21 protein-coding genes are annotated in these 20,382 nt (G+C 48.0%); 14 read left to right on the top strand and 7 right to left on the bottom strand.

Features of this window, described 5'->3' with window-relative positions; translation table 11 throughout:
• The 3 genes from BGP75_RS20785 to BGP75_RS20775 all read right to left on the bottom strand — a co-directional run.
• A partial coding sequence (locus BGP75_RS20785; protein ID WP_158070146.1) for an ABC transporter substrate-binding protein occupies positions 1 to 531 on the bottom strand: 531 nt, incomplete at its 3' end.
• A 360-nt stretch (positions 532 to 891) separates the two neighbouring features.
• Positions 892 to 1,677, bottom strand: coding sequence for a helix-turn-helix domain-containing protein (locus BGP75_RS20780; protein ID WP_143821132.1), 786 nt, complete (start codon positions 1,675 to 1,677; stop codon positions 892 to 894).
• A gap of 62 nt (positions 1,678 to 1,739) precedes the next feature.
• Entirely contained in the window at positions 1,740 to 2,522 is a 783-nt protein-coding gene (locus BGP75_RS20775; RefSeq protein ID WP_076720794.1) for a helix-turn-helix domain-containing protein, read from the bottom strand.
• Positions 2,523 to 2,852: 330 nt separating this feature from the next.
• Here BGP75_RS20775 and BGP75_RS20770 point away from each other — a divergent pair, with 330 nt between their 5' ends.
• The 8 genes from BGP75_RS20770 (at position 2,853) to BGP75_RS20735 (ending at position 10,720) form a co-directional block, all read left to right on the top strand.
• On the top strand, positions 2,853 to 3,260 hold the full coding sequence (locus BGP75_RS20770; protein ID WP_076720793.1) for a thioesterase family protein: 408 nt from the start codon (positions 2,853 to 2,855) through the stop codon (positions 3,258 to 3,260).
• A 157-nt stretch (positions 3,261 to 3,417) separates the two neighbouring features.
• Complete coding sequence (gene padE / locus BGP75_RS20765) at positions 3,418 to 4,035, top strand: NADH-dependent phenylglyoxylate dehydrogenase subunit gamma (RefSeq protein ID WP_076720792.1); 618 nt, start codon at positions 3,418 to 3,420, stop codon at positions 4,033 to 4,035.
• A complete protein-coding gene (padF, locus tag BGP75_RS20760) occupies positions 4,035 to 4,373 on the top strand; it encodes an NADH-dependent phenylglyoxylate dehydrogenase subunit delta (protein WP_083704953.1) in 339 nt (112 codons plus the stop codon). Before padE ends, padF begins: the two co-directional genes overlap by 1 nt.
• 4 nt (positions 4,374 to 4,377) lie before the next feature.
• The gene (gene padG, locus BGP75_RS20755; protein WP_076720791.1) at positions 4,378 to 5,628 is read left to right on the top strand and encodes an NADH-dependent phenylglyoxylate dehydrogenase subunit alpha; all 1,251 of its coding nucleotides are present in this window, start codon (positions 4,378 to 4,380) and stop codon (positions 5,626 to 5,628) included.
• A 15-nt stretch (positions 5,629 to 5,643) separates the two neighbouring features.
• Entirely contained in the window at positions 5,644 to 6,939 is a 1,296-nt protein-coding gene (padH, locus tag BGP75_RS20750; RefSeq protein WP_076720790.1) for an NADH-dependent phenylglyoxylate dehydrogenase subunit epsilon, read from the top strand.
• A 119-nt stretch (positions 6,940 to 7,058) separates the two neighbouring features.
• Positions 7,059 to 8,420 carry an NADH-dependent phenylglyoxylate dehydrogenase subunit beta gene (gene padI, locus BGP75_RS20745; protein ID WP_076720789.1) on the top strand — a complete coding sequence of 454 codons (1,362 nt, stop codon included), beginning with the start codon at positions 7,059 to 7,061 and terminating at the stop codon, positions 8,418 to 8,420.
• Between the two features lie 167 nt (positions 8,421 to 8,587).
• Positions 8,588 to 9,922 (top strand): phenylacetate--CoA ligase family protein, encoded by a 1,335-nt coding sequence (locus BGP75_RS20740; protein ID WP_076720788.1) that lies wholly within the window; start codon positions 8,588 to 8,590, stop codon positions 9,920 to 9,922.
• Positions 9,923 to 10,267: 345 nt separating this feature from the next.
• Positions 10,268 to 10,720 carry a MarR family winged helix-turn-helix transcriptional regulator gene (locus tag BGP75_RS20735; RefSeq protein WP_076720787.1) on the top strand — a complete coding sequence of 151 codons (453 nt, stop codon included), beginning with the start codon at positions 10,268 to 10,270 and terminating at the stop codon, positions 10,718 to 10,720.
• Between the two features lie 181 nt (positions 10,721 to 10,901).
• Here the strand turns inward: BGP75_RS20735 and BGP75_RS20730 are convergent, their stop codons facing one another.
• Entirely contained in the window at positions 10,902 to 11,690 is a 789-nt protein-coding gene (locus BGP75_RS20730; protein WP_076720786.1) for a helix-turn-helix transcriptional regulator, read from the bottom strand.
• A gap of 95 nt (positions 11,691 to 11,785) precedes the next feature.
• Here BGP75_RS20730 and BGP75_RS20725 point away from each other — a divergent pair, with 95 nt between their 5' ends.
• Positions 11,786 to 12,223: a carboxymuconolactone decarboxylase family protein gene (locus BGP75_RS20725; protein ID WP_076720785.1), complete on the top strand. Its 438-nt coding sequence runs from the start codon at positions 11,786 to 11,788 to the stop codon at positions 12,221 to 12,223.
• A 213-nt stretch (positions 12,224 to 12,436) separates the two neighbouring features.
• On the top strand, positions 12,437 to 13,333 hold the full coding sequence (locus BGP75_RS20720) for an alpha/beta fold hydrolase (RefSeq protein WP_198939502.1): 897 nt from the start codon (positions 12,437 to 12,439) through the stop codon (positions 13,331 to 13,333).
• 199 nt (positions 13,334 to 13,532) lie between these two features.
• Here BGP75_RS20720 and BGP75_RS20715 read toward each other — a convergent pair whose 3' ends face one another.
• Positions 13,533 to 14,867 carry a PLP-dependent aminotransferase family protein gene (locus BGP75_RS20715; RefSeq protein ID WP_076720784.1) on the bottom strand — a complete coding sequence of 445 codons (1,335 nt, stop codon included), beginning with the start codon at positions 14,865 to 14,867 and terminating at the stop codon, positions 13,533 to 13,535.
• A 160-nt stretch (positions 14,868 to 15,027) separates the two neighbouring features.
• Here BGP75_RS20715 and BGP75_RS20710 point away from each other — a divergent pair, with 160 nt between their 5' ends.
• The gene (locus BGP75_RS20710; RefSeq protein WP_076720783.1) at positions 15,028 to 15,636 is read left to right on the top strand and encodes a DJ-1/PfpI family protein; all 609 of its coding nucleotides are present in this window, start codon (positions 15,028 to 15,030) and stop codon (positions 15,634 to 15,636) included.
• 163 nt (positions 15,637 to 15,799) lie between these two features.
• Here the strand turns inward: BGP75_RS20710 and pssA are convergent, their stop codons facing one another.
• Positions 15,800 to 17,134 (bottom strand): CDP-diacylglycerol--serine O-phosphatidyltransferase, encoded by a 1,335-nt coding sequence (pssA, locus tag BGP75_RS20705; RefSeq protein ID WP_076720813.1) that lies wholly within the window; start codon positions 17,132 to 17,134, stop codon positions 15,800 to 15,802.
• Positions 17,135 to 17,417: 283 nt separating this feature from the next.
• Here pssA and BGP75_RS20700 point away from each other — a divergent pair, with 283 nt between their 5' ends.
• Positions 17,418 to 18,737, top strand: coding sequence for an FAD-binding oxidoreductase (locus BGP75_RS20700; protein WP_076720782.1), 1,320 nt, complete (start codon positions 17,418 to 17,420; stop codon positions 18,735 to 18,737).
• Positions 18,738 to 18,923: 186 nt separating this feature from the next.
• Here BGP75_RS20700 and BGP75_RS20695 read toward each other — a convergent pair whose 3' ends face one another.
• The gene (locus BGP75_RS20695; RefSeq protein WP_076720781.1) at positions 18,924 to 19,127 is read right to left on the bottom strand and encodes a hypothetical protein; all 204 of its coding nucleotides are present in this window, start codon (positions 19,125 to 19,127) and stop codon (positions 18,924 to 18,926) included.
• A gap of 194 nt (positions 19,128 to 19,321) precedes the next feature.
• On the opposite strand from BGP75_RS20695, the gene tpx reads away from it, so the two are divergent.
• Together tpx and BGP75_RS20685 are read left to right on the top strand one after the other, a co-directional pair.
• On the top strand, positions 19,322 to 19,825 hold the full coding sequence (gene tpx, locus BGP75_RS20690; RefSeq protein WP_076720780.1) for a thiol peroxidase: 504 nt from the start codon (positions 19,322 to 19,324) through the stop codon (positions 19,823 to 19,825).
• A gap of 76 nt (positions 19,826 to 19,901) precedes the next feature.
• The gene (locus BGP75_RS20685; RefSeq protein WP_076720779.1) at positions 19,902 to 20,381 is read left to right on the top strand and encodes a thioesterase family protein; all 480 of its coding nucleotides are present in this window, start codon (positions 19,902 to 19,904) and stop codon (positions 20,379 to 20,381) included.
• The last annotated feature ends 1 nt before the right edge of the window (position 20,382 follow it).

Genomic DNA, 20,382 nt, shown 5'->3' with positions numbered 1-20,382 from the left:
GCCCCCGTCACCACTGATCAGAGCCACCTTGGTGATGCCCCGTTTTTGCATATCCAGGAAGACTTTAGAGGCCGCCATACGGTCGGTATGAGGGGTTTTGAAGGTCCACTTGTTGACCGGATCAATAATTTTGACCGACCCGGCCAGTGAAATAAACGGCACACCGGCTTTACTGATTTCAGGCATGGCCGCCAGGGTGCTGCCGGAGGTGGAGCCGCCGACAATCACATCCACCTTATCCCGTTTGATCAAACGCTTGGCAAAGCTCACGGCTTTTTTGGCGTTACCACCGGTATCGTAGTGGACCAGTTCGACGGTTTTCCCGTCCACACCGCCTTTGGCGTTAATCTCCTCGATATACATCTGCAGTGTTTTCAGCTCGGGATCGCCCAAAAAGGAGGCCGGACCGGTGACTGCCAGGAAAGTACCTATTTTAATACTGTCAGCCGCAGCCAGGGCCGGAGCACCAACAACCATTGCACTGATGGCAACTGCCGCCATACCAATTAAACGCTTACTCCGCTTTTTCATGATTAATATCCTAACTTGAGTGAGTATTTATTTTTGTATTACAACGCTCTAAACAGGAAATATAATTCAGATATGTCGTCTGAAGTCTTTTAGAAACAGCACCACCTAGTCGTTTATCTACTGGAATGTGTGATTTATAGTGCATCATCACATTCAGAAAGTGAAGATAACCCCCGGGAATTGTTCCACCCTACGGAATTATTCCTAGACATACTGTGAAATATAGTGCAGTAGCGGGATATGACGAACAAAAGAAGCTCTCGGATTGAGCTCGCAGAGAACATAATGGAGTTATTAGAAAGTTCCCTAACTGTCTTTTAGAAGGGTTATCTTGATCTTCGGCAGATCACTTTGTCTGTTTTATGGCAGTAAATCTTCATTATCCAAGATGTCTGCAAGACTATCGGCAGCTGCTCTTAATCTGGGAAACAGCTGATGCTCAATGGTCATGGAATCAACGGCTCCCTCAGGCCATACCATATTGATACAGGCTTTGACCCTTTGATCCCGGAAGACCGGAACGGCAATGGCACAAAGGTCATTTGCGGGAGCGGGCCAGCAATGGGCTTGCCGTTCACCATAACCTCGCAGCCGAACCTGCTCAACAACACTAGCGACCCAGGAGTCATCGGCAGCGAGTTTGCCCGGTTCACCACCCCCGGCAATCAGTCGCTCAAGAATTTCACCCCGTTCCGTATCAGAACAAAAGGCCAGGTATGCGTGACCAATCGCTGATCGCAGAATTTCTGCGCGAACACCGACCATTTCCGGATTAACTGCAATAACCTGCTTCTTACGTGTCCTTTCAACGACCTCCATCTTTAAGCCCTTGCGAACCGCAACATAAGAAGGCCAGAAAACATCGTCCTGCAAAGCATCCAGTATCGGCCCTGCGGCCTCCGCTAAAGCATCGGCTGACAGCAGGTGGTCACCCAGTCGTTGCAGGTGGTAAGACAAACGATAGCACTCATCACTGCGCCCCCGATAAACCCAGCCCATTTGCTGGAGTGTGTGAAGAATCCTGAGCAGCGTGCTTTTGGGAAGTCCTGTAACTCGATTGATCTCAGCCAGAGGGGCTGGTGAGCGGGTGCGTATGCATTCAACAACCTGAAGCCCCCGCGCAAGTACTCTGATTTGTTTTTCCATAATCTGCCTAACCGCCCCCTCAGATTTCCCATTTTGCTGGCCGTACAGGCTCTTCAGCACATTCAGGTAAAGTAGCTTTCTTCAACGACGGCAGACAATTGTTCTGCGGCTTTTTTCAGCCGAGGGTAGAGCATGGTTTCTATCTGTTCCGAAGCAACGGCTCCATCGGGCCAGACAATATTGATACAGGCTTTCACCCGCCCCTCAACAAACACCGGTACAGCAATTCCACAAAGAGCACCTGCCGGAGTCGGCCATGAGTGGGCATCCCGCTGGCCATATCCTCGCTCCAGAACCTCCCGGTGCACCTTAGCAATCCAAGCCTTGTCTTTTGCCAGTCGTCCCTGCTCACCACCAAACTGTACAAGACGCTCCAAAATCTCCTCACGCTCGGTATCCGAACAAAAAGCAAAGTAAGCATGCCCTACAGCGGATCTCAGGATTTCCGGCTCGACGCCAATCGCCTCCCGATTAATAACGATTGCTTGTTTCTTACGAGTGGTTTCAACGATCTCCATTCGTAATCCCTTACGCACAGCCACATCAGACGGCCAGAGCACATCAGTTTGTAAACTGTCCAGAATGGGGCCAGCCGCTTCAGCCAGCGCATCAGCAGCCATCAGATTATCGCCAAGATGATGAAGGTGATAGGAGAGTCGGTAACGTTCATCGCCAATGCCACGATAAACCCAGCCCTCCTCCTGCAGGGTATGAAGAATTCTTAATAGAGTCACCTTGGGCAAGGTGGTGCCCTTATGAAGCTCGGCCAGGGAAGCCGGTGACTGCGTCTGCAGGTACTCAATAACCTGAAGACCTCTAGCCAGCGCCCTAATTACATTTTCCATCGTTAAAGAACCTAAAAGAGTTTTCGGAACTACAGAAATCTAATGAAGCCGACACGGCAGAAAACCACTACCTTTCAATCTAGCAGACGATTCCACTAGGTGGAATAGAAATTCCCTCTTTGCATTGCAACCTTCAGAAGAGATGTTGCACTATAAAACACACAAACAGAATATGAGCAAGCGAAAAATACGCACTATAGTTCACAATTCTGGATTTATCTGCGCTATTTGTGACCTGGAAGAACAATACTGAATAGACCGGCAGCTCAACGAAGCCAGGCTAAGAAACATACACAGCAACACCCAACAACAACTAAAGAGGGAAACACTGTGAAAGATAACCTCACCACCGGCATCACTTCCACTTGCCGGGTTAATGTCGACCGCAATCGCACTATTGAATTTATGGGTGACGAAGGACGTGTCTACTCAACTCCAAACCTGCTTTACGATATTGAAATGGCCTGTCGAGACCTGCTGCTGGAATACTCTGATAAAGGAGAAGATTCTGTAGGCACCCGGGTCGAACTGGATCACATTGGTGCGACTCTGGAAGGAATGTGGGTTGATATAAAAGTCACAGTGGCAGAAGCAAAAGGTCGCGCAGTCAGCTTTGATGTGGTTGTGACCGATGCCTTGGAAAAAGTGGCATTTGGCAAACACAGTCGCTTCGTCGTTGATGTAGCCCAGACAGCAGAGCGTTTAAAAGCAAAGCTGAGCAAGTTCAATACTCTTTAACCTGATGGAATGAACCAGGTAATAGAATCGTAAAAGTAATGGGATTGCTGCTAACAACTTCACTCTCCAAAATTCAAATCATCGCCAATAAACCGTATTAAAAATGGCGTTGTTGAGGCTGCCAGCGGCAGCCACAGGAATAAAGGATAACCAGGCTATGCATGAACTTCGAATTCACGGCCGCGGCGGACAGGGAGCCGTACTGGCTTCCAAGATTCTGGCCAAAGCACTGGTAGAGGAAGGCAAATTTGTTACTGCCATTCCCGCTTTTGGCTTCGAGCGGCGTGGAGCCCCCGTAGCTGCATTCATGCGCTTCGACGAAAAGGAAATTCGTCGTATTAATAACATCTATACTCCTAATTCAGTGATCAGTATCGATCCTTCTGTAATCAACGCGGTCAATGTCTTTGAAGGTGTTCAGTCAGGAGGAACCTGGATCCACACCAGCAAAGAGTCTAAAGAATCACTGAAGATACCGGACAGTATCAGTACTCTGGGGCTCTGCGATGCTGTCAGTATCGCCATGGAAGTATTCCGACGTCCAATCACCAACACCATTATGTTGGGAGCATTCGCAAAAACAACCGGGGCCGTTTCGCTGGAATCGCTGAAAAAAGGGCTGGAGACGGCAAACTTCCGTGATGCGGGCCTTCATCAGAATATGCTTGCCATCGAACGAGGCTATGAGGAAACCCAGGTCTATCAGCTACAACCCCCTTTGGGTCAGAGTCAAAATCAAGGGCAGGAACAGCAATCGGCTCAGGAGGAACACTAATGTCTCGTTCAACGCCAAAGAACGGATCATCAACGGTTCAAGCTCCAAACCTGATTCCCTATCAATCGGTATACCCGGAGACCGTTCCCGATAACCTTTGTCCGGTTGCCAGTGACTGTACCCAGATGCTACCGGGAGACTGGAGAGCAGAACGACCAGTGGTTGACCGTGAAAAATGTGTTAAATGCGCCACCTGCTGGATCTACTGCCCGGTACAGTGCATCGTCGAAAAACCTGCCTGGTTTGATATCAACCTGGAAACCTGCAAGGGCTGCGGTATCTGCGCCCATGAGTGCCCCCACGGGGCTATCAGCATGATCGAAGAGGTAGGGAGATAATCAAATGACTGCGATTGAGAAAACTATCGATTCGACCCTGGAATCCGCCTGCCAATCCAAGACTCTTGTCTGTGATGGTAATGAAGCCGCCGCTTGGGGTGTTGCACTATCCCGACCCGATGTTATCGCGGTATATCCTATCACTCCTCAGTCCTCATTAGTCGAGTACGTATCTCAGTTTGTTGCCGAAGGCATAATCGATGCTGAACTGATGAATGTCGAAGGAGAGCACAGTGTACTCTCAGCCTTACAAGGTGCAGCCCTCGCCGGTGCTCGGACTTACACCGCAACCTGTGGCCCGGGTTTGGCGTTTATGTTTGAACCTTACATTCGTACCCCCGGTCTGCGACTCCCCATCGTTGCCAGCTTGGTAACCCGGGATACCCTGACACCTCAATGTGTCTGGGGTGGCCACCAGGATGCCATGCTGGTCAAAGAAGCAGGTTGGATTCAGATGTACTGTGAGACCGTTCAGGAAGTATTGGACACAACGGTCATGGCATATCGCATCGGAGAACATCCTGATGTGATGTTACCGGTAAACGTCAACAGTGACGGCAATTATCTTTCCTATGGCGTTACCGGTATCAGCTTACCTGCAGCACCGCTGGTGGACGCCTTCCTGGGTGAAAAGAACGTTAACTGGCATGCAGCCCTGGACCCCGAACGTCCCATGGCAATAGACCCGCTTACCGGCGGAGCCGGTGGCCCTGGACCGAAAATGTTCGTTAACTATCGTAAAGGACAGACTGATGCCATGCAGAATGCCTTGCGCGTTATAGAAGAAACCCATAAGGACTGGGGCGATCGTATCGGTCGACATTACTCACCGCTGGTAGAAGAGTACCGATTAGCAGATGCCGACTATGCCATAGTGACTATTGGCAGTATGACGGGGGCAGCCAAGGATGCAGTAGATGAGGCTCGTGATCGTGGCGAAGCTGTAGGGCTTATTAAGGTAAAAACCTTCCGCCCCTTCCCGGTCGCTGCTATCAACCGTGCGCTGAATAAAGTCAAAGCGATAGGAGTTGTAGACCGCTCGGTCAATTTTGGCTGGAACTGCGGGCCTCTGTATCAGGAAACCATAGCAGCCGCTCAAAAACTACAGCGCTTTATGCCATCGGCAAGCTTTATCGGCGGCCTGGCCGGAGCAGACATTACTGTCGAGCACTTTAGCGAAGTCATAGAAGATACCGCAAAGCTTCTCAAGGGACATAGCTACGATGAACCTGTCTGGATCAACCGTAACGACTAATTTCGGGGATAGAACATGCCACACTGTAAATACTTGATCATCGGCAGCTCTCACGCCGCTCTGGAAGCGGTCAGTGCGATTCGCATGCAGGATACAGAGGGCAGTCTCACTATGATCACCCGAGACTCCCACTTACCTTACTCACCCACTGTGCTGCCCTATGTGGTCTCTGGGCGCTCAAAAGCAGACAATGTCGCACTAAGAGATCAGAGCTATTTCGAACAGCATGCTGTTGAGTTTGTAACCAATCGCAGCTTGAGCAGTATAGAACCGGATTGCAACACTGCTGTACTGGACAACGGTGATCGCTGGCAGTACGAAAAATTGCTGCTGGCCACGGGAGCAAGCCCGATTATTCCTCCCATCCCCGGTCTGGATAAGGTCAAGCATCTGGTATTACGAACACTCGAAGATGCGGTTGCTTTGCGGGATGCCTCCCAAAAAGCAAAGAAAGCGATTGTGCTTGGCGCAGGACTGGTCGGTATGCACGGGGCTGAAAACCTGGCGGAAGCGGGTCTGGAAGTGACCATTATTGAGATGCAGACTCAGGTGTTACCCGGCTATTTTGATCCTCAGGCTGCGCAGATGATCCAATCAGCTTTCGATCAGCATGGCATTAACATGAAAATGGGGCATAAAGCGGTCAGTATTTCTCCACAAAGTAGCGATCAGCAAAACACAGGTTGTCGTGTTGAACTGGACAGTGGAGAGACCTTGGATGCCGACCTGCTGTTGGTGAGCACCGGGGTCCGTCCCATTTTCGACTACTGCTCCGGAAGTCATCTGCAAACCGACCAGGGAATACTGGTCGACAATCATATGAGTACCAATCAGAAAAATATATGGGCCGCTGGAGATGTAGCCCAGGCCAAAGACTTTTACAGCGATACTAAAGTCACTACCGGAATTTTACCCGATGCAGTAGAGCAGGGACGAATTGCTGGAATGGCTATGTCCGATGACCCCAGCCTGAAAAACTACAGTGGTGGTGTGCCAATCAACACCTATACCTTTTATGGCCAGCAAGCGATCTCGGTCGGGACAAGCGATTCATCATCCGGCCCCTTGAATGGCGAGCCGACAGACAAGCTGGAGATAGAGCTGACTGTTGATAGCGATAAAGGCTACTTCCAGAAAATCATTTTTAAAGACAACCGACTGCAGGGTATTTCCGGGATCAATGCTGCTCTTGACCCCGGCATCATGTGGCAACTGATTTTGCGCCGCATTGATCTTGGAGCCGTTAAAAAAGAATTTGTGGCCCAGCCACTTGAAACCGGTCGCCGGCTGATGTCTGGCACTTGGCGTTAATTGCTGTAGCCAATGAGTACTTAAGAGCTGACCGAACCTGAACGCTGACTATAAAAGTACTCCGTTAACAATGAAAGCACTCATTATCTGCCACAGCCGCCACTGAAGGAGAAAGTAAAGTGGGTATAGGTTATAACACAATCACCTTTAATCAGGATAAGTGCGACGGGTGCGGAGACTGCATGCTGGCCTGCGCCCAGGCCAAAGCAGGATCGGATGATATTGTTCATTCTCGCATTCAGATTCTAACCACCGATCAGCCGTCTGGAGACCCGCAGGCATCGGATAGCGGCGCGATTGAACTGGCCATGTGCCGTCAATGTGGTGACCCCAAATGTGTATCAAACTGTCCGGCAGCTGCTCTGACTAAAAACGCAACCACAGGAACTATTGATTGGCATGCCGATAAGTGTGTCAATTGCCTGCTCTGCACCGTTGGCTGTGCCTTTGGCGGTATTACCTACAATGCAGAAATTGGCCATGTAACCAAGTGTGATAGCTGTGATGGTAATCCCGCCTGCGTAAAAGTCTGCCCTAAGGGTGCGCTGGAATACAATACTTCCGGTAGCATCTATAACCGCATCAGCGATAAAGACGATTTATTTGTACCAGGCCTTTCTGCCTGCCAGGGCTGCAATTCAGAACTGTTAATTCGCCACACACTTCGAAATGTAGGCACTAATGTCGTTGTCGCAACCCCACCAGGCTGTATTCCAGGTATGGGAACGGTGGGATATAACGGTAAGACGGGGACAAAAGTACCCGTTTTTCACCCGCTACTGACAAACACAGCCTCTATGCTGGCCGGTATCAAAAAGCAATACAACCGGGTCGGACGCGATGTCACCATGCTCGCTCTGGCGGGAGATGGTGGTGTTGGTGATGTGGGCTTTCAGTCCCTCTCCGGTGCAGCAGAACGTAATGAACAGCAGTTATTTATGTGTGTTGATAACGAAGGCTACATGAATACCGGTATGCAAAGTTCTGGCAGTACTCCAGCAGGTTCCTGGACATCCACCACTCCAGTGGGTAAAGAAATGCAAGGGAAACGCACCGATGCCAAGAACATGGCTAAAATCATGATGATGCATAACTGCGAGTACGTGGCTACGGCATCGCTGGCGTTCATGGATGACTATTATGAAAAACTGGATAAGGCGATCGCTGCTTCCAAACACGGCTTTGCCTATCTTCACGTTTATGCCCCCTGCCCGACCGGTTGGCGCTTCCCGGCAGCAGACACCATTGAAGTCTGTCGCAAACAGGTCGAAAGTAATTTCGTCACACTTTGGGACTTTACCCCAGAGCAGGGACTGCGCTTCACTCGCAGTACAGATAATCCAATCAAGATGGCGGAATACCTGAAGCAAATTGGTAAATATCGCCACCTTAGCGAAGCCCAGGTTGAACACTTACAGCGAAGAGTTAACGATCAGGTCAGGAGCCTGAAAGCGTTTGAGCAACTGACTGAAGTTTCATAGAAGCCGACATAACTATCGTTTAAACATGGCCCAGGAAGGATATTAATAATAAGACGATATATACAAACAGGTCTCTGACAATACGCGTTTAGCCAGACCAATGGCTTCTGTACGATCTTAGCAACTCAATCGCACTATGAACAAAAATAACAGAGAGGCGACCCCAAATGAGTATCGGCAACAGTGTGACTGCCCCCGCTTTCACCAGTGACGGCTACATGTATCAACCGGAAATTGAAACCCTGCCCAGAGAGCAGCTGGCAGAACTTCAGCTGGACAGGCTTAAGAAAACGCTGCATCACGCTTACAGTAATGTCCCTCATTTCAAGCAGAGCTTTGATGATACCGGCGTCAACCCGGAGGAACTCCATTCCCTGGAGGATCTGGCAAAGTTCCCCTTTACCGTGAAGACAGACCTGAGAGATAACTATCCTTTCGGGATGTTTGCCGTGCCCAGAGATCAGGTTACCCGAGTCCATGCATCCAGCGGGACCACTGGCAAACCCACTGTAGTGGGCTATACCAGGGGAGACATTGATCGTTGGGCACAGTTAATGGCCCGTTCCATTGCCTGCGCCGGTGGCGTTCCCGGAGACATGTTGCATAACGCTTATGGCTATGGCCTGTTTACCGGCGGCTTAGGAGCCCACTATGGCGCAGAGAAGTTAGGCTGCACCGTCACTCCCATGTCCGGTGGTAACACTGAAAAACAAAACGTCGTACTCAGGGATTTCGGTGCCAATGTGCTCTGTGCCACCCCGTCCTTTGCGCTGAATCTGGCTGATCATGCCGAGCAGCAGGATATCGACCTGCGTTCAGGCCCTCTTCGCATCGGTATCTTCGGTGCAGAACCCTGGAGTGACGCCATGCGTGCAGAATTGGAACAACGACTGGATATCAAAGCTGTTGATATCTATGGCTTATCGGAAATAATGGGCCCCGGTGTTGCTATTGAATGTGTCGAGGAACAAGCGGGTCTGCACGGCTGGGAAGACCACTTTCTATTTGAAATCATCGATCCCGAAACAGAACAACCGCTCCCCATGGGTGAAACAGGTGAGTTGGTTATCACGACACTCACTAAAGAAGCGTTGCCCATGATCCGCTACCGCACAAGGGATATCACACGCCTCAGCACAGAACCTTGCAGCTGTGGTCGTACCCACGTTCGCATTCTTCGAGTGACGGGACGTAATGACGACATGATGATTATCCGTGGTGTTAACGTCTATCCGTCTCAAATAGAATCGGTGTTAGTGGGCTTCCCGAACATCGCCCCACACTACCAGCTGGTGATTCGTCGCGATGGCAACATGGACACATTGGATGCGGAGGTGGAAGCAAACCCCAACGCCCGTCCCGAGCAATACCCGGCCATAGCTGCGGAAGTGACCCACCATATCAAATCAATGGTGGGAATCAGCTGCAAAGTAAGTATTAAGGCTCCCGGTGAGATTCCACGTTCAGAAGGGAAAGCCGTTCGAGTCAAAGATCTACGCTGATCTTTAATTAAAAAATCTGTCGAGACCGGTTTTCGTCAGTCTATCGAATAAACAGCAGAGTTATTACCGGTGATACTCTGCTGTTCGTTTTACTGACGTCTTACTCAGAAACCACTGCCAGCTCTGCCAATCAAGCTCATTGACACCCGATACCAAATGATTCCCGGCTCTCATCGAGATAGATTGATGGTCGAAAAATACTGATCTTTATTCAGCGAAAAAGAGAGGTCTCCAGATTTTCCATCTCGATTGTCTTTGGTATGGAATACTTAGCATCAAACATTTCAGTTAGTATCAATTTTAACTACAATAGTTTGACTTCAATCTATAGCTTTTCCACCATCTATGAAAAATGCGGCCAGCAAAAAAATTGACTATGGCATCCTGCCCCAACTAATCGGATATCAGCTGCGATTAACGCAAGTTGCTGTATTTCGTGATTTTGCAGAGTCTGTCGGTGATAGCCAGATCACACCCAGTTTATTCGCTGCTTTAATGGTTATCGAAGCAAACCCCGGACTGAAACAGGCGGAACTGGCTCGTGCGGTACGCCTTGACCGTTCAACAGTGGTTTCGGCTATCGACAAACTGGAGCGAAAGAATTTGGTAGAACGCAAACCTGTTGCAGGGGATCGACGTACCAACTCACTGGTGCTGACCGATGAAGGAAAATCTCTGTTAGCGCAGCTAATACCTCAGATAGAGGCCCACGAAGATCGATTGGCTGCACAGTTGACCGACCAGGAACGAGCCGTTCTGATCAATCTTCTGAGTAAAATTTTCTCTGAAGATCGCTAATTAAAGATCCCAAGTACATCAGTGTTTCAAGATCTCCTGATGATAGCCGCTGCCGAAGTGTTTCAGTCTGGTCAGGAAGTGACGGAGAGTTGAAATTTGGATCAATCATTCCCCCAGTCATCGCAGGCTGATCAATACCCTAACCAGAAGAAGCGCTGTTTCTCGAAGTGCTTGTCAATGGTTATCGTGACAGGTATTCACCAGGCGTCATGCCGACTATTTTCATGAATTCTCGATTAAAATGAGCCTGATCATAAAACCCCGTCAAGTGGGAGATATCAGCCAATGTCAAAGTTGATTGCTTCAATACAGTGCGCACCTGATGCAGTCGTACAAGGCGTGAATATTTTTTGGGAGAGATGCCCACTTTCTGTTTGAATATTCGCTCAAGCTTACGCTCACTTAAATACGAACGACGAGCAATCTGCTGAATTGATAGTTGTCCCTGATGATCGTTAATGAGTTTTAACAAAGCCGGAACGGTGAATAGCTGTCTGTAATCCTGATGTAAAAGAGAGGTTAACCAGGACTCTGTCCGCCTGACTTTCCCGGCAAACGTTGGGATATCAGCAAGCTGGTCATGTAATAGAGACAAATGCCTTGACTGCAATTGATCGACACAGGTTAATTCATGCATCGGTATATCGAAGAACGGGAAAGCACCACCTGGACGAAACAGGATGCCGAACGCTTGAATATTTCCAGTTAAGGTAATTTTCCGTGAACAGAGTTGAACGCTCTCCAGACTCACTGATGGCTGATAATGCCCATACGTGCTTTCCAGTTTGTCTCCCCAATTAAACAGTAAACCTAAACCACCCTGTGAATGCATCAATTCGTGATGCTGTTCTCGCACATATTGATCTGGGCAGATAGCCCAAAACCACTCAATAAACGGTTGTAGTACAGGTGAAGGCCGCATTCTCTGCAGCCCTATTTCTGATAAATGCAGTGGTAGTGAGCGAGACATCAATTAAGCCTGTCGGAAAAATACAATACAGCCCTTGTCACCATATTTATTCTTATACCTTTTCATTCGGTACTTATCACTCAGCAGGTGACAACATGATTGCAAGGCTAGATTACGGAAAAATAAATGCAACCGCCATCAAAGAATTTGCAGCATTAAAAAAACAAACAGTAGCCATTGATAAAAAACTAAGAGCTTTGGTGGAGCTTCGAGTTTCACAAATCAATGGTTGTGTGTATTGCCTCGATTTACATGCCCGTGACGCCCGGGCTTTGGGTGAAGAACAACAAAGGCTCGATTGTATTGCTGCCTGGCACGAATATCCATTTTTTGATGATCGTGAGAAAGCGGCTCTGGCCTGGGCTGAAGCAGTGACTAATATTTCCCAAACTTATGCTCCTGATGAAGCTTATGAGCGAGTAAGACAGTATTTCAATGATGAAGAACTGGTTGATTTAACACTAATCATTACCTTCATGAATGCCTGGAACCGGCTGGCCATTAGCTTTCGACAGTTACCGGATAGGCCGTAAAGCACAGGTTGTGTTCAGTGGAGTGATTACGTATGAACATACTCGACTTGTTCACCAGCGTCTCTAAAGGTGAACCAAACGTACTACATGGTTATTCGTGTAAATGATTGTACATGCTCTGCTGGAAATTTTCCGAGGCAACCAATGAATGTGTAAGAACATTTTTATCTGACAAAAATTGGTAAACCAGTGAACAATTGGAGGAAAAACAGAGTGAAGAAAAACAGAATGCTGAAGGCATTGATAGTTGTTACAGCTAGCTGGTGTCTGTTAATGAAAGGAGTGGTCGCTGATGAAATCAAGATAAACGAGAATCTGACCCTATATTTTGAACATTCCGGAAGCGGTGATACAGCAATCATATTTATACCTGGCTGGATGATGTCAACAGATGTATTCGTACATCAACTATCACACTTCAAAGATTCAACCAAATATCGAGCGCTGAGTTATGATCCCCGTGGCCAGGGCAAATCATCAAAGCCAGTGGAAGGTCACACCTACCAGCAACATGCTAGAGATTTGGCTCAACTGATTGATAAACTCCAATTGAAAAAGGTTATTTTGGCGGGTTGGTCCTACGGAGTAACTGAGCAATTAGCCTATTTGAATCAGTTTGGTGCTGATAAACTCAAAGCCATGATTATGATTGATACGGGCCCCAAAATAACGGGCTCATCGCGCGACGAATGGGTTTGGTATTTAGACAATGACTCTGATGGCTATGCTCAGTGGTTCACCGAAGGAATAATAGAGGATCGTGAAAATGTAGTTACAGAATTTAGCAAATGGATGCTTGAAAAACCAACACCAGAGAATCTTATCTGGTTATCAGAAATCGCAAGCAAAACATCAAGTAGTGTCGCAGCAATCCAAAACGCCACTGGGTTTTATCTTGATTACAGTGAGGACCTTCTTGCATTAGAAGGGAAAACCCCACTGTTGTACATTGTGCGTAAAGAGATGGAAGACGCCGCAGATAAATGGATAAAATCAAATACCCCTTCTGCCACGGTTGCATATATGGGAAAACATTTGATGTTCTGGGAAAGACCGGATGAGTTCAATAAAATTCTCGATGATTTTCTTTCAAGTATCGATACCCAATAACAAATAAGTGGAAAGCCCTCTGCTGCAACTCTTTGTTCTGAAGGAAAATATGCACACATCACAGATATAGAATAATCCTGGGCTGGGAGCCTTTGGCAAATGATATGACGGATTTATTATCTGTTGAACTGCAACCTCTCAGCCCCCTCGAAAACAACAGAACGAGCACGCACAAGTCTCTGTTAGCTGATTAAAGATCTCAGTAAGAATAATAATCGATCACCTCTCTCACTTTCTTTAGCGCCACTTGAAGCGTGTCGATGTCAGCTGACCCAAGCGCCAGACGTATCGCATGGGGGATGTGATGGGTCGTTGCAAACGGTTCTGCCGTGGAAACAGAAATATTTGACTGCATAAGCGCCATTACAACCTGATCCGCCCGAACCTCTTCAGGTAAAGGAAGCCAGAGAAAGTACGACGCAGGGTTACTGACGTAATCCAATCCGTTAAGAATATCTCTAGCCATCGACTGCCTGATTATTGCGTCTTTACGTTTCTCGGATTCCAGATAGGTCACTGTCCCATCTTCGATCCATCTGCAGCTCATTGCAGTCATTAGAGCGGGTGTGTTCCAGGTTGTGGCTCTGATTATCCGCTCAATCATTGATATCCACTGCGAAGGTGCGGCGACAAATCCAACACGAAGTCCGGTAGCCACACTCTTCGAAAGCCCTGATACATATACGGTTGTCTCTGGAGCAAGCGCAGCCAAAGGAGCTGGCGGATCTTCTGCATGGAAAGCATAGGCAGCATCTTCAATAATCAGTAATTTATGCTGGCGGGCGATAGCAACAAGCCGTTGTCGGTACTCCATATCCAAAACCCACCCCATTGGATTATGGAGGGTTGGCATGGCATAAACGGCTCGAACAGATCGAGTCCGACACAGTTCCTCTAACGCGTCTAAATCCGGACCTTGATCGGACAGCGGTATAGCTGACAGCTCCAGTCGATGCACCTCAGCAAGAACTTTAAAACCTGGATAGATCAACGCATCAACAGCAACCACATCACCGGGTCGAAGTAGCGCCATGACGGTAGCGGCCAAGCCATGCTGGGCTCCACTGACAATCAGGACCTGGCTCCCATCAACAGACAGTCCCCTGGCTGCAAGGTGACGCGCCACGGTAGCCCTTTCGTGCTTACGACCGGCATGGGGCTGATAGTGCATCAGTGTTTCAAGATCTCCTGATGATGCCAGCTGGCGAAGGGCTTCCCGAAGTATTTCAGTCTGGTCAGGAAGAGACGGAGAGTTGAAATTTAGATCAATCATTCCCTCAGTCGTCGCAGGCTGATCGATACCGTGACCAGGAGGGAGCGCAGTTTCTCGAACAAAGGTCCCCCGACCTGCTTCCCCGCTGACCAACCCCATAGCTTCCAGCTCCGCATAAATTCTGGTAGCAGTGACCAGCGCTATCCCCTCATCAGCAGCGAGCTGTCGATGAGTGGATAACCGATGGCCTGGTGGTAAATTTCCTGCGCGGATATCGGCAGCAAACTTATCAACTAAGCGTTTATATCGGGCACGGGCCATATGGCAGTCAGCTCTCCAAAAGAGTGTCCAAAAGGATACGGCTATAGAAATGTATCCATGACAATAATTGTATTGTCATGATTTTGGAGAATAGAATGCTTTATAGCAACCACAATCAACACAAAAAACCTACGATTAAACAAATATAGGACACAGCCCCATGCATATCTCTATTCTGACCTTTGATGGCTTTAATGAACTCGACTCCCTCATTGCACTTGGCATTCTTAACCGCATTAAGAAACCAGACTGGCGTGTATCAATAGCCAGCCCGACGTCCCGGGTTGAATCGATGAATGGAGTGGTGATTGAAGGTCAGGAGTCCCTGAGTGAGGCCAGCTCGGCTGATGCCGTCATCATTGGTAGCGGTATGAAAACAAGAGAGATTGTTGCCGATAAATCCATCATGGAACAATTGCAACTTGATCCATCCCGGCAACTGCTCGGCGCCCAATGCTCCGGTACCCTGCTGCTGGCTAAGCTTGGGCTACTGAATGATCTTCCAGCTTGTACCGACCTTACAACCAAGCCCTGGGTTCAGGAAGCCGGTGTCGAAGTTCTGAATCAGCCTTTCTTTGCTGAGGGCAATATTGCAAGTGCCGGAGGCTGTCTTGCATCTCAATATCTGGCGACCTGGATAATTGCCCGGCTGGAGGGGAAAGAAGCAGCTCAAAACGCTATCCATTATGTTGCGCCCGTTGGGGAAAAAGAAGACTACGTAGCGCGGGCAATGAAACATGTCAGCCCATTTTTAACTGACAGTCCCTAAAAAACCTGAATTAACCCGGCGTGGTTTAAAACAGCCAGATTTAAAAAAACAGATACCTCGCCGAGTGGGTATTACTCACCGAGCGAGGTAATCGATAAAACAAGCAATCAACCAAAGCTCTGTAAGCACTGTCATAAGGCACGTAGTATTAATCGAATAAAGACTACAGAATGCGCTTAAGAATACGGTCTATCGCAGTCACTTTCAGGCGCTTCAACAGCTTCTGAACTTTTATCGGATATTCGCTGTTATGCTGTAGTTGATTGACCCCCGTCACCTTTCGCGTTTGCTGCTCGATATTGGCCAGCTCCTGCTGCCAGCCTACCTTGAGCAGCTGTTCCGGATCGTGGAACATTAAACCGTTTTCCAAATCCAGACTCCAGGCGCGCGGGTTAAGATTGTTACCCGTCAGCAGGTGAAGTTTCTCATCAACAACGATTCCTTTCAGATGGAAACTGTTGCTTCCATCCTGCCATAATCTTACTTCCAGCTTATCTGCAACAATAAATCGATGAAACTTACGGACAAAACGCTTAAGAAGTGTTTCATAAATATAGGGGACGATACCTATGGTACTGAACTTATCTTCATCTGAAATGTAAAAATCATTGGCCTGTTTATCACCCACAATGATCTTGACCTGAACACCACGCTTCAGCGCCCGCTTAAGCTCTACCTTTAAAGAATTCGGCAAATTAAAATAAGGTGTAAAAATTACCAGTTGCTGCTCCGCCATACGCAGCAAGTTGCGGATCTGCCGGTTCAGTAAATTGCCTCGGGCCCCTAAACCAACTAATGGGGTAACGGTTAACTGTCCTTTATGAAGGGCTTCAGGAATATATTTATACTGACTACGCCGTAACAGGGCTTTTTGTTGTTTTGCCCGATACCGAACCTGTTTTTTGTTAAGCTGCTGCTGGCCGGTCAGTAACATTGCCAGGCGACTATCAACAAATTGCTCATTCAGATAATTGACAAGACACTGAGCCAACTGGGAACTCTGAATGCAGTAATAACGGTCACAACGGTATTCATCTTTCTGGTACAGATAAACATTGTTTAAGCTGGCCCCGCTGTACAGAACAGTATCGTCAAAAACAAAGCCTTTTAGATGCAATACACCCAGCACCTCCTTGCTCTTGACGGTAACTCCATAGATCTCAACAAGTTCAGAGTATTCCTCCGCCAGCTTTTGGTAAAAACCTCGATTACCGCTGCATTGTTTTTCGCCAATAAGTCCTCGTTGCGCCCGATGAAAATCAACGAACACCTTTATGTCCAGACTCGGATTCTGTTGTTTGGCCTGAAACAGGGCATGCAGTATTTCACTCCCGGCTTCATCGTCCTGAATATAGAGCGCGGCAATACTGATGCGCTTTTTCGCGTTACGAATACAGTCCAGTATGGTTTGCTTAAATACTCTGCCGGTATGCAGAATTTTTATATCACCAGCATCCAGGGCAATGCCCGAGGGAAGCGGAATGGAAAGACTAGCCAAAAATTCGTTTCCTATTGCCAAAATTCAGTTTTCCAGCGTTATTCTTCGTAGCAATAGCCCTCCGAATAAGGCCACACAACATCCCACGAAAGACGATAGCGGTCAAGTCACAAGAAACAACAGTTTGATCGATATCTAATCCGTTTTTTCCTGGCCATGTTTTTATCCATCTGTCATAGCCCAGACCTAGAGGGGATAAAGAAAAACGATTCTTTTCCCTCATCAAATACAAATTTATGATCCGGATAACGACACCAAGGATACACCTGAGGAAAGTCTGGCTATGGCCCTTGAAGACAGTACAGATTCTAAATTACCGAATTCACTCTGGGCCAATACGGCGATCGAAGCTCCTGATACCCGGCCCTTAACAGGTCATCAAACGGCTGCCGTCGTAGTCATTGGCGGCGGCTTTACCGGACTGTCCGCTGCCTTACATCTGGCTGAAGCGGGAATATCAGTCACTGTTCTGGAAGCAGAAGATATAGGCTACGGAGGATCAGGAAGAAATGTCGGTCTGGTCAATGCCGGTCTTTGGCTTAATCCTGATGACATTGAGGCCAAACTGGGAAAAGAGTATGGTCAACGTCTGAATAAAACGCTGGGAGCAGCTCCCGATTTAGTCTTTTCGCTTATCAAACGCTTTGGTATTCAGTGCGAGGCCAATCGCAACGGCACCTTGCACCTGTCCCATTCGCAATCTGGAGACCGCTATTTAGCCCGAAAAACTGAACAATTAATCAAGCGCGGAGTACCCGTCAAACTGCTGAACGCAGCAACAACAGCTGAAAAGACAGGTACAGAAGCTTATCGAGGAGCCCTGTTCGATCCAAGAGCGGGAACAATTCAACCCTTGAGTTACGCCCGGGGACTCGCCACAACGGCCCAGTCTCTTGGGGCCAGAATTTACACCCGGTCCGCCGTCCTCAAGCTGGCAACAGAGACCACCGGTGACTGGAAAATCACGACTGAAACCGGTGAAATTAATGCCAGAAATGTAATTATTGCGACCAATGCCTATAGTAAAGAGCTGTGGAAGAACCTCAGACAGTCCTTCACACCACTTTACTACTTCCAATTTGCGACGAATCCGTTGAGCTCCGAAGCACTTAATAAGATCCTGCCACAAAAACAGGCCTGCTGGGATACACGACAGGTCATGTCTTCATTCAGACTTGATGACGAAGGCCGCCTGATTATCGGCAGTATCGGTGAATTCTCTGACAAGAGATCTCGGTTTTTGCAGGGCTGGGCAAGTCATCAATTACTTAAACTGTTTCCGAAAATCTTCGATAAAACCGAAACAAATCGCGAAACGTTTTGGCAACACGGCTGGTCCGGCAGAATAGCGTTCTCACCAGATCACCTCCCTCACCTTCACAATCCAGCACCAGGCCTCCTGGCCTGTATGGGCTACAGCGGTCGGGGTATAGGGCCAGGCACCGTTATGGGAAAAGCAATGGCGGATCACCTTCTGGGAACCCCTGTTGAAGATTTACCTCTCCCCTGCAGCCAGCCTTATCCAGTTTTTGGCCGCCGTATTCGAGAGCAATATTATGCTTACGGATCAGATCTTTATCACATTTATCAGCGTGTCATTTAGCAATCACTGGTCAGGAGTCTGACGCTCATTGCTAATGAACCTGCGAACAAATCCCTTAGGCTCGCTGAGAACATAATGGACTTATTCGAAGGGCCCCTATTTCAAAGGGTCCCTATAGAGATATCTACCTTCACCAAATAGTTAACAAATTTGAAGCCTCTACTGAGGAACAAGCCGTTGTTGCAACTAGCAAGTAGCAGATAGCAGATAGCAGATAGCAGATAGCAGATAGCAGATAGTATGACCTGCACAGCAAATCACAGCTTCAAACTTTCCGACCTTCTCGAAGGCAGCCCGGATTGAGTCGCTATCAGTCATATCTATACGCAATTCACCTGATTGACGACCCGCTGTAATCAACTCATGACGTTCATCCAGCTCTTTCGCCACAGCCTTGCTATAGACCTGGTCATGGGCACCATCGCCAACCTGTACTATTTACTCGCCATAAAACAGATTTACTGAGTATAATTTCCAAGAAACCTATGAATAAGTCCATTGTGTTCTCTGTGGGTCTGTTCATAGATTTCCTAAACAACTGCAGTTTGACACGTCAAGTGTTTTAGAGGACGAGTGTACGTAGAATGGCCACAGTTACTTTGAAAGGAAGTCCGGTACATACAAATGGTGAATTGCCGGGGGTTGGTGATCAGGCACCTGATTTTGTTCTGGTTAACAGCAGTTTAGATGATATCAGCCTGAAGAACTTTGCGGGTAAACGAAAGCTTATCAATATTATACCGAGCTTGGATACACCGCTTTGTGCGGAATCAGCAAGAATGTTTAATTACCGCGCGGGTCTGTTGGACAATGTCGCTGTTCTGGTAGTTTCTGCAGACCTGCCCTTTGCCCAACAACGATTTTGCTCAACTGAAGGTGTGGATAAACTGTCGGCTCTGTCAATGATGCGATCTAAAGACTTTGCCAGGGACTATGGTGTGCTGCTGACGGATGGCCCATTGGCAGGCTTAACCGCTCGAGCAGTACTTGTGCTTGATGAACAGGACCAGATCATATACACAGAGCTGGTGACAGAAATCACCAGTGAGCCAAATTATGCACAGGCCATCGCAGCGCTAAAACAGTAAACAAGAATCTAATCAAGAGATCCACAGCAACAACTGATAAAGTGTTTTATACAACGGTATAAAAGAGAAACAAATTATGACACCCCGCTCCAACTTGCTGAGTACAACCTCTAACGATGGCAATGAAATGTTTCTGACTCAGCATTTAGTGCGCTTCGGAGATGTAGATCCAGCCGGTATTGCCTATTTTCCCCGTATTCATAATTTTATCCATGAATCCTTCGAAAACCTCTGGGAGGAATATATTGGGGTTCGCTACTACCACCTGATACAGAATGAGCGGGTTGCATTCCCAATGGCTCATTCTGACGTAGATTTTAAACACCCCCTGCAATTTGGTGACCGACCGGTCGTCAAAGTCACTTGCTTTAAGCTCGGAAGAGCTTCTCTGGGGCTTCGCTATATTTTTGAAGTGAACGGCACTGTCTGTGTTGATGCCAGAACAACTACCGTCTGTATCAACGCGGATAGTTATAAGAGCATGGAGATACCCGCAGAGTACCGAGTTTATTTCCAACGTATTATGGCAGCGCTGGAGACACCCCAAGAGGGTTGAA

This window comes from Motiliproteus sp. MSK22-1 (assembly GCF_001968815.1).
Classification (GTDB): Bacteria; Pseudomonadota; Gammaproteobacteria; order Pseudomonadales; family Balneatricaceae; genus Motiliproteus.
This window is presented reverse-complemented; position numbering and strand designations above follow the sequence as displayed.

Bases quoted from the DNA above. Each gene is read 5' to 3' on its own strand.
- BGP75_RS20685 (WP_076720779.1), top strand. From the start codon at position 19,902: ATGACACCCCGCTCCAACTTGCTGAGTACAACCTCTAACGATGGCAAT.
- BGP75_RS20780 (WP_143821132.1), bottom strand. From the start codon at position 1,677: ATGGAAAAACAAATCAGAGTACTTGCGCGGGGGCTTCAGGTTGTTGAA.
- BGP75_RS20735 (WP_076720787.1), top strand. From the start codon at position 10,268: ATGAAAAATGCGGCCAGCAAAAAAATTGACTATGGCATCCTGCCCCAA.
- padE (WP_076720792.1), top strand. From the start codon at position 3,418: ATGCATGAACTTCGAATTCACGGCCGCGGCGGACAGGGAGCCGTACTG.
- padH (WP_076720790.1), top strand. From the start codon at position 5,644: ATGCCACACTGTAAATACTTGATCATCGGCAGCTCTCACGCCGCTCTG.
- padF (WP_083704953.1), top strand. From the start codon at position 4,035: ATGTCTCGTTCAACGCCAAAGAACGGATCATCAACGGTTCAAGCTCCA.
- BGP75_RS20775 (WP_076720794.1), bottom strand. From the start codon at position 2,522: ATGGAAAATGTAATTAGGGCGCTGGCTAGAGGTCTTCAGGTTATTGAG.
- BGP75_RS20725 (WP_076720785.1), top strand. From the start codon at position 11,786: ATGATTGCAAGGCTAGATTACGGAAAAATAAATGCAACCGCCATCAAA.
- BGP75_RS20700 (WP_076720782.1), top strand. From the start codon at position 17,418: ATGGCCCTTGAAGACAGTACAGATTCTAAATTACCGAATTCACTCTGG.
- BGP75_RS20730 (WP_076720786.1), bottom strand. From the start codon at position 11,690: ATGTCTCGCTCACTACCACTGCATTTATCAGAAATAGGGCTGCAGAGA.
- tpx (WP_076720780.1), top strand. From the start codon at position 19,322: ATGGCCACAGTTACTTTGAAAGGAAGTCCGGTACATACAAATGGTGAA.
- padG (WP_076720791.1), top strand. From the start codon at position 4,378: ATGACTGCGATTGAGAAAACTATCGATTCGACCCTGGAATCCGCCTGC.
- BGP75_RS20740 (WP_076720788.1), top strand. From the start codon at position 8,588: ATGAGTATCGGCAACAGTGTGACTGCCCCCGCTTTCACCAGTGACGGC.
- BGP75_RS20710 (WP_076720783.1), top strand. From the start codon at position 15,028: ATGCATATCTCTATTCTGACCTTTGATGGCTTTAATGAACTCGACTCC.
- BGP75_RS20715 (WP_076720784.1), bottom strand. From the start codon at position 14,867: ATGGCCCGTGCCCGATATAAACGCTTAGTTGATAAGTTTGCTGCCGAT.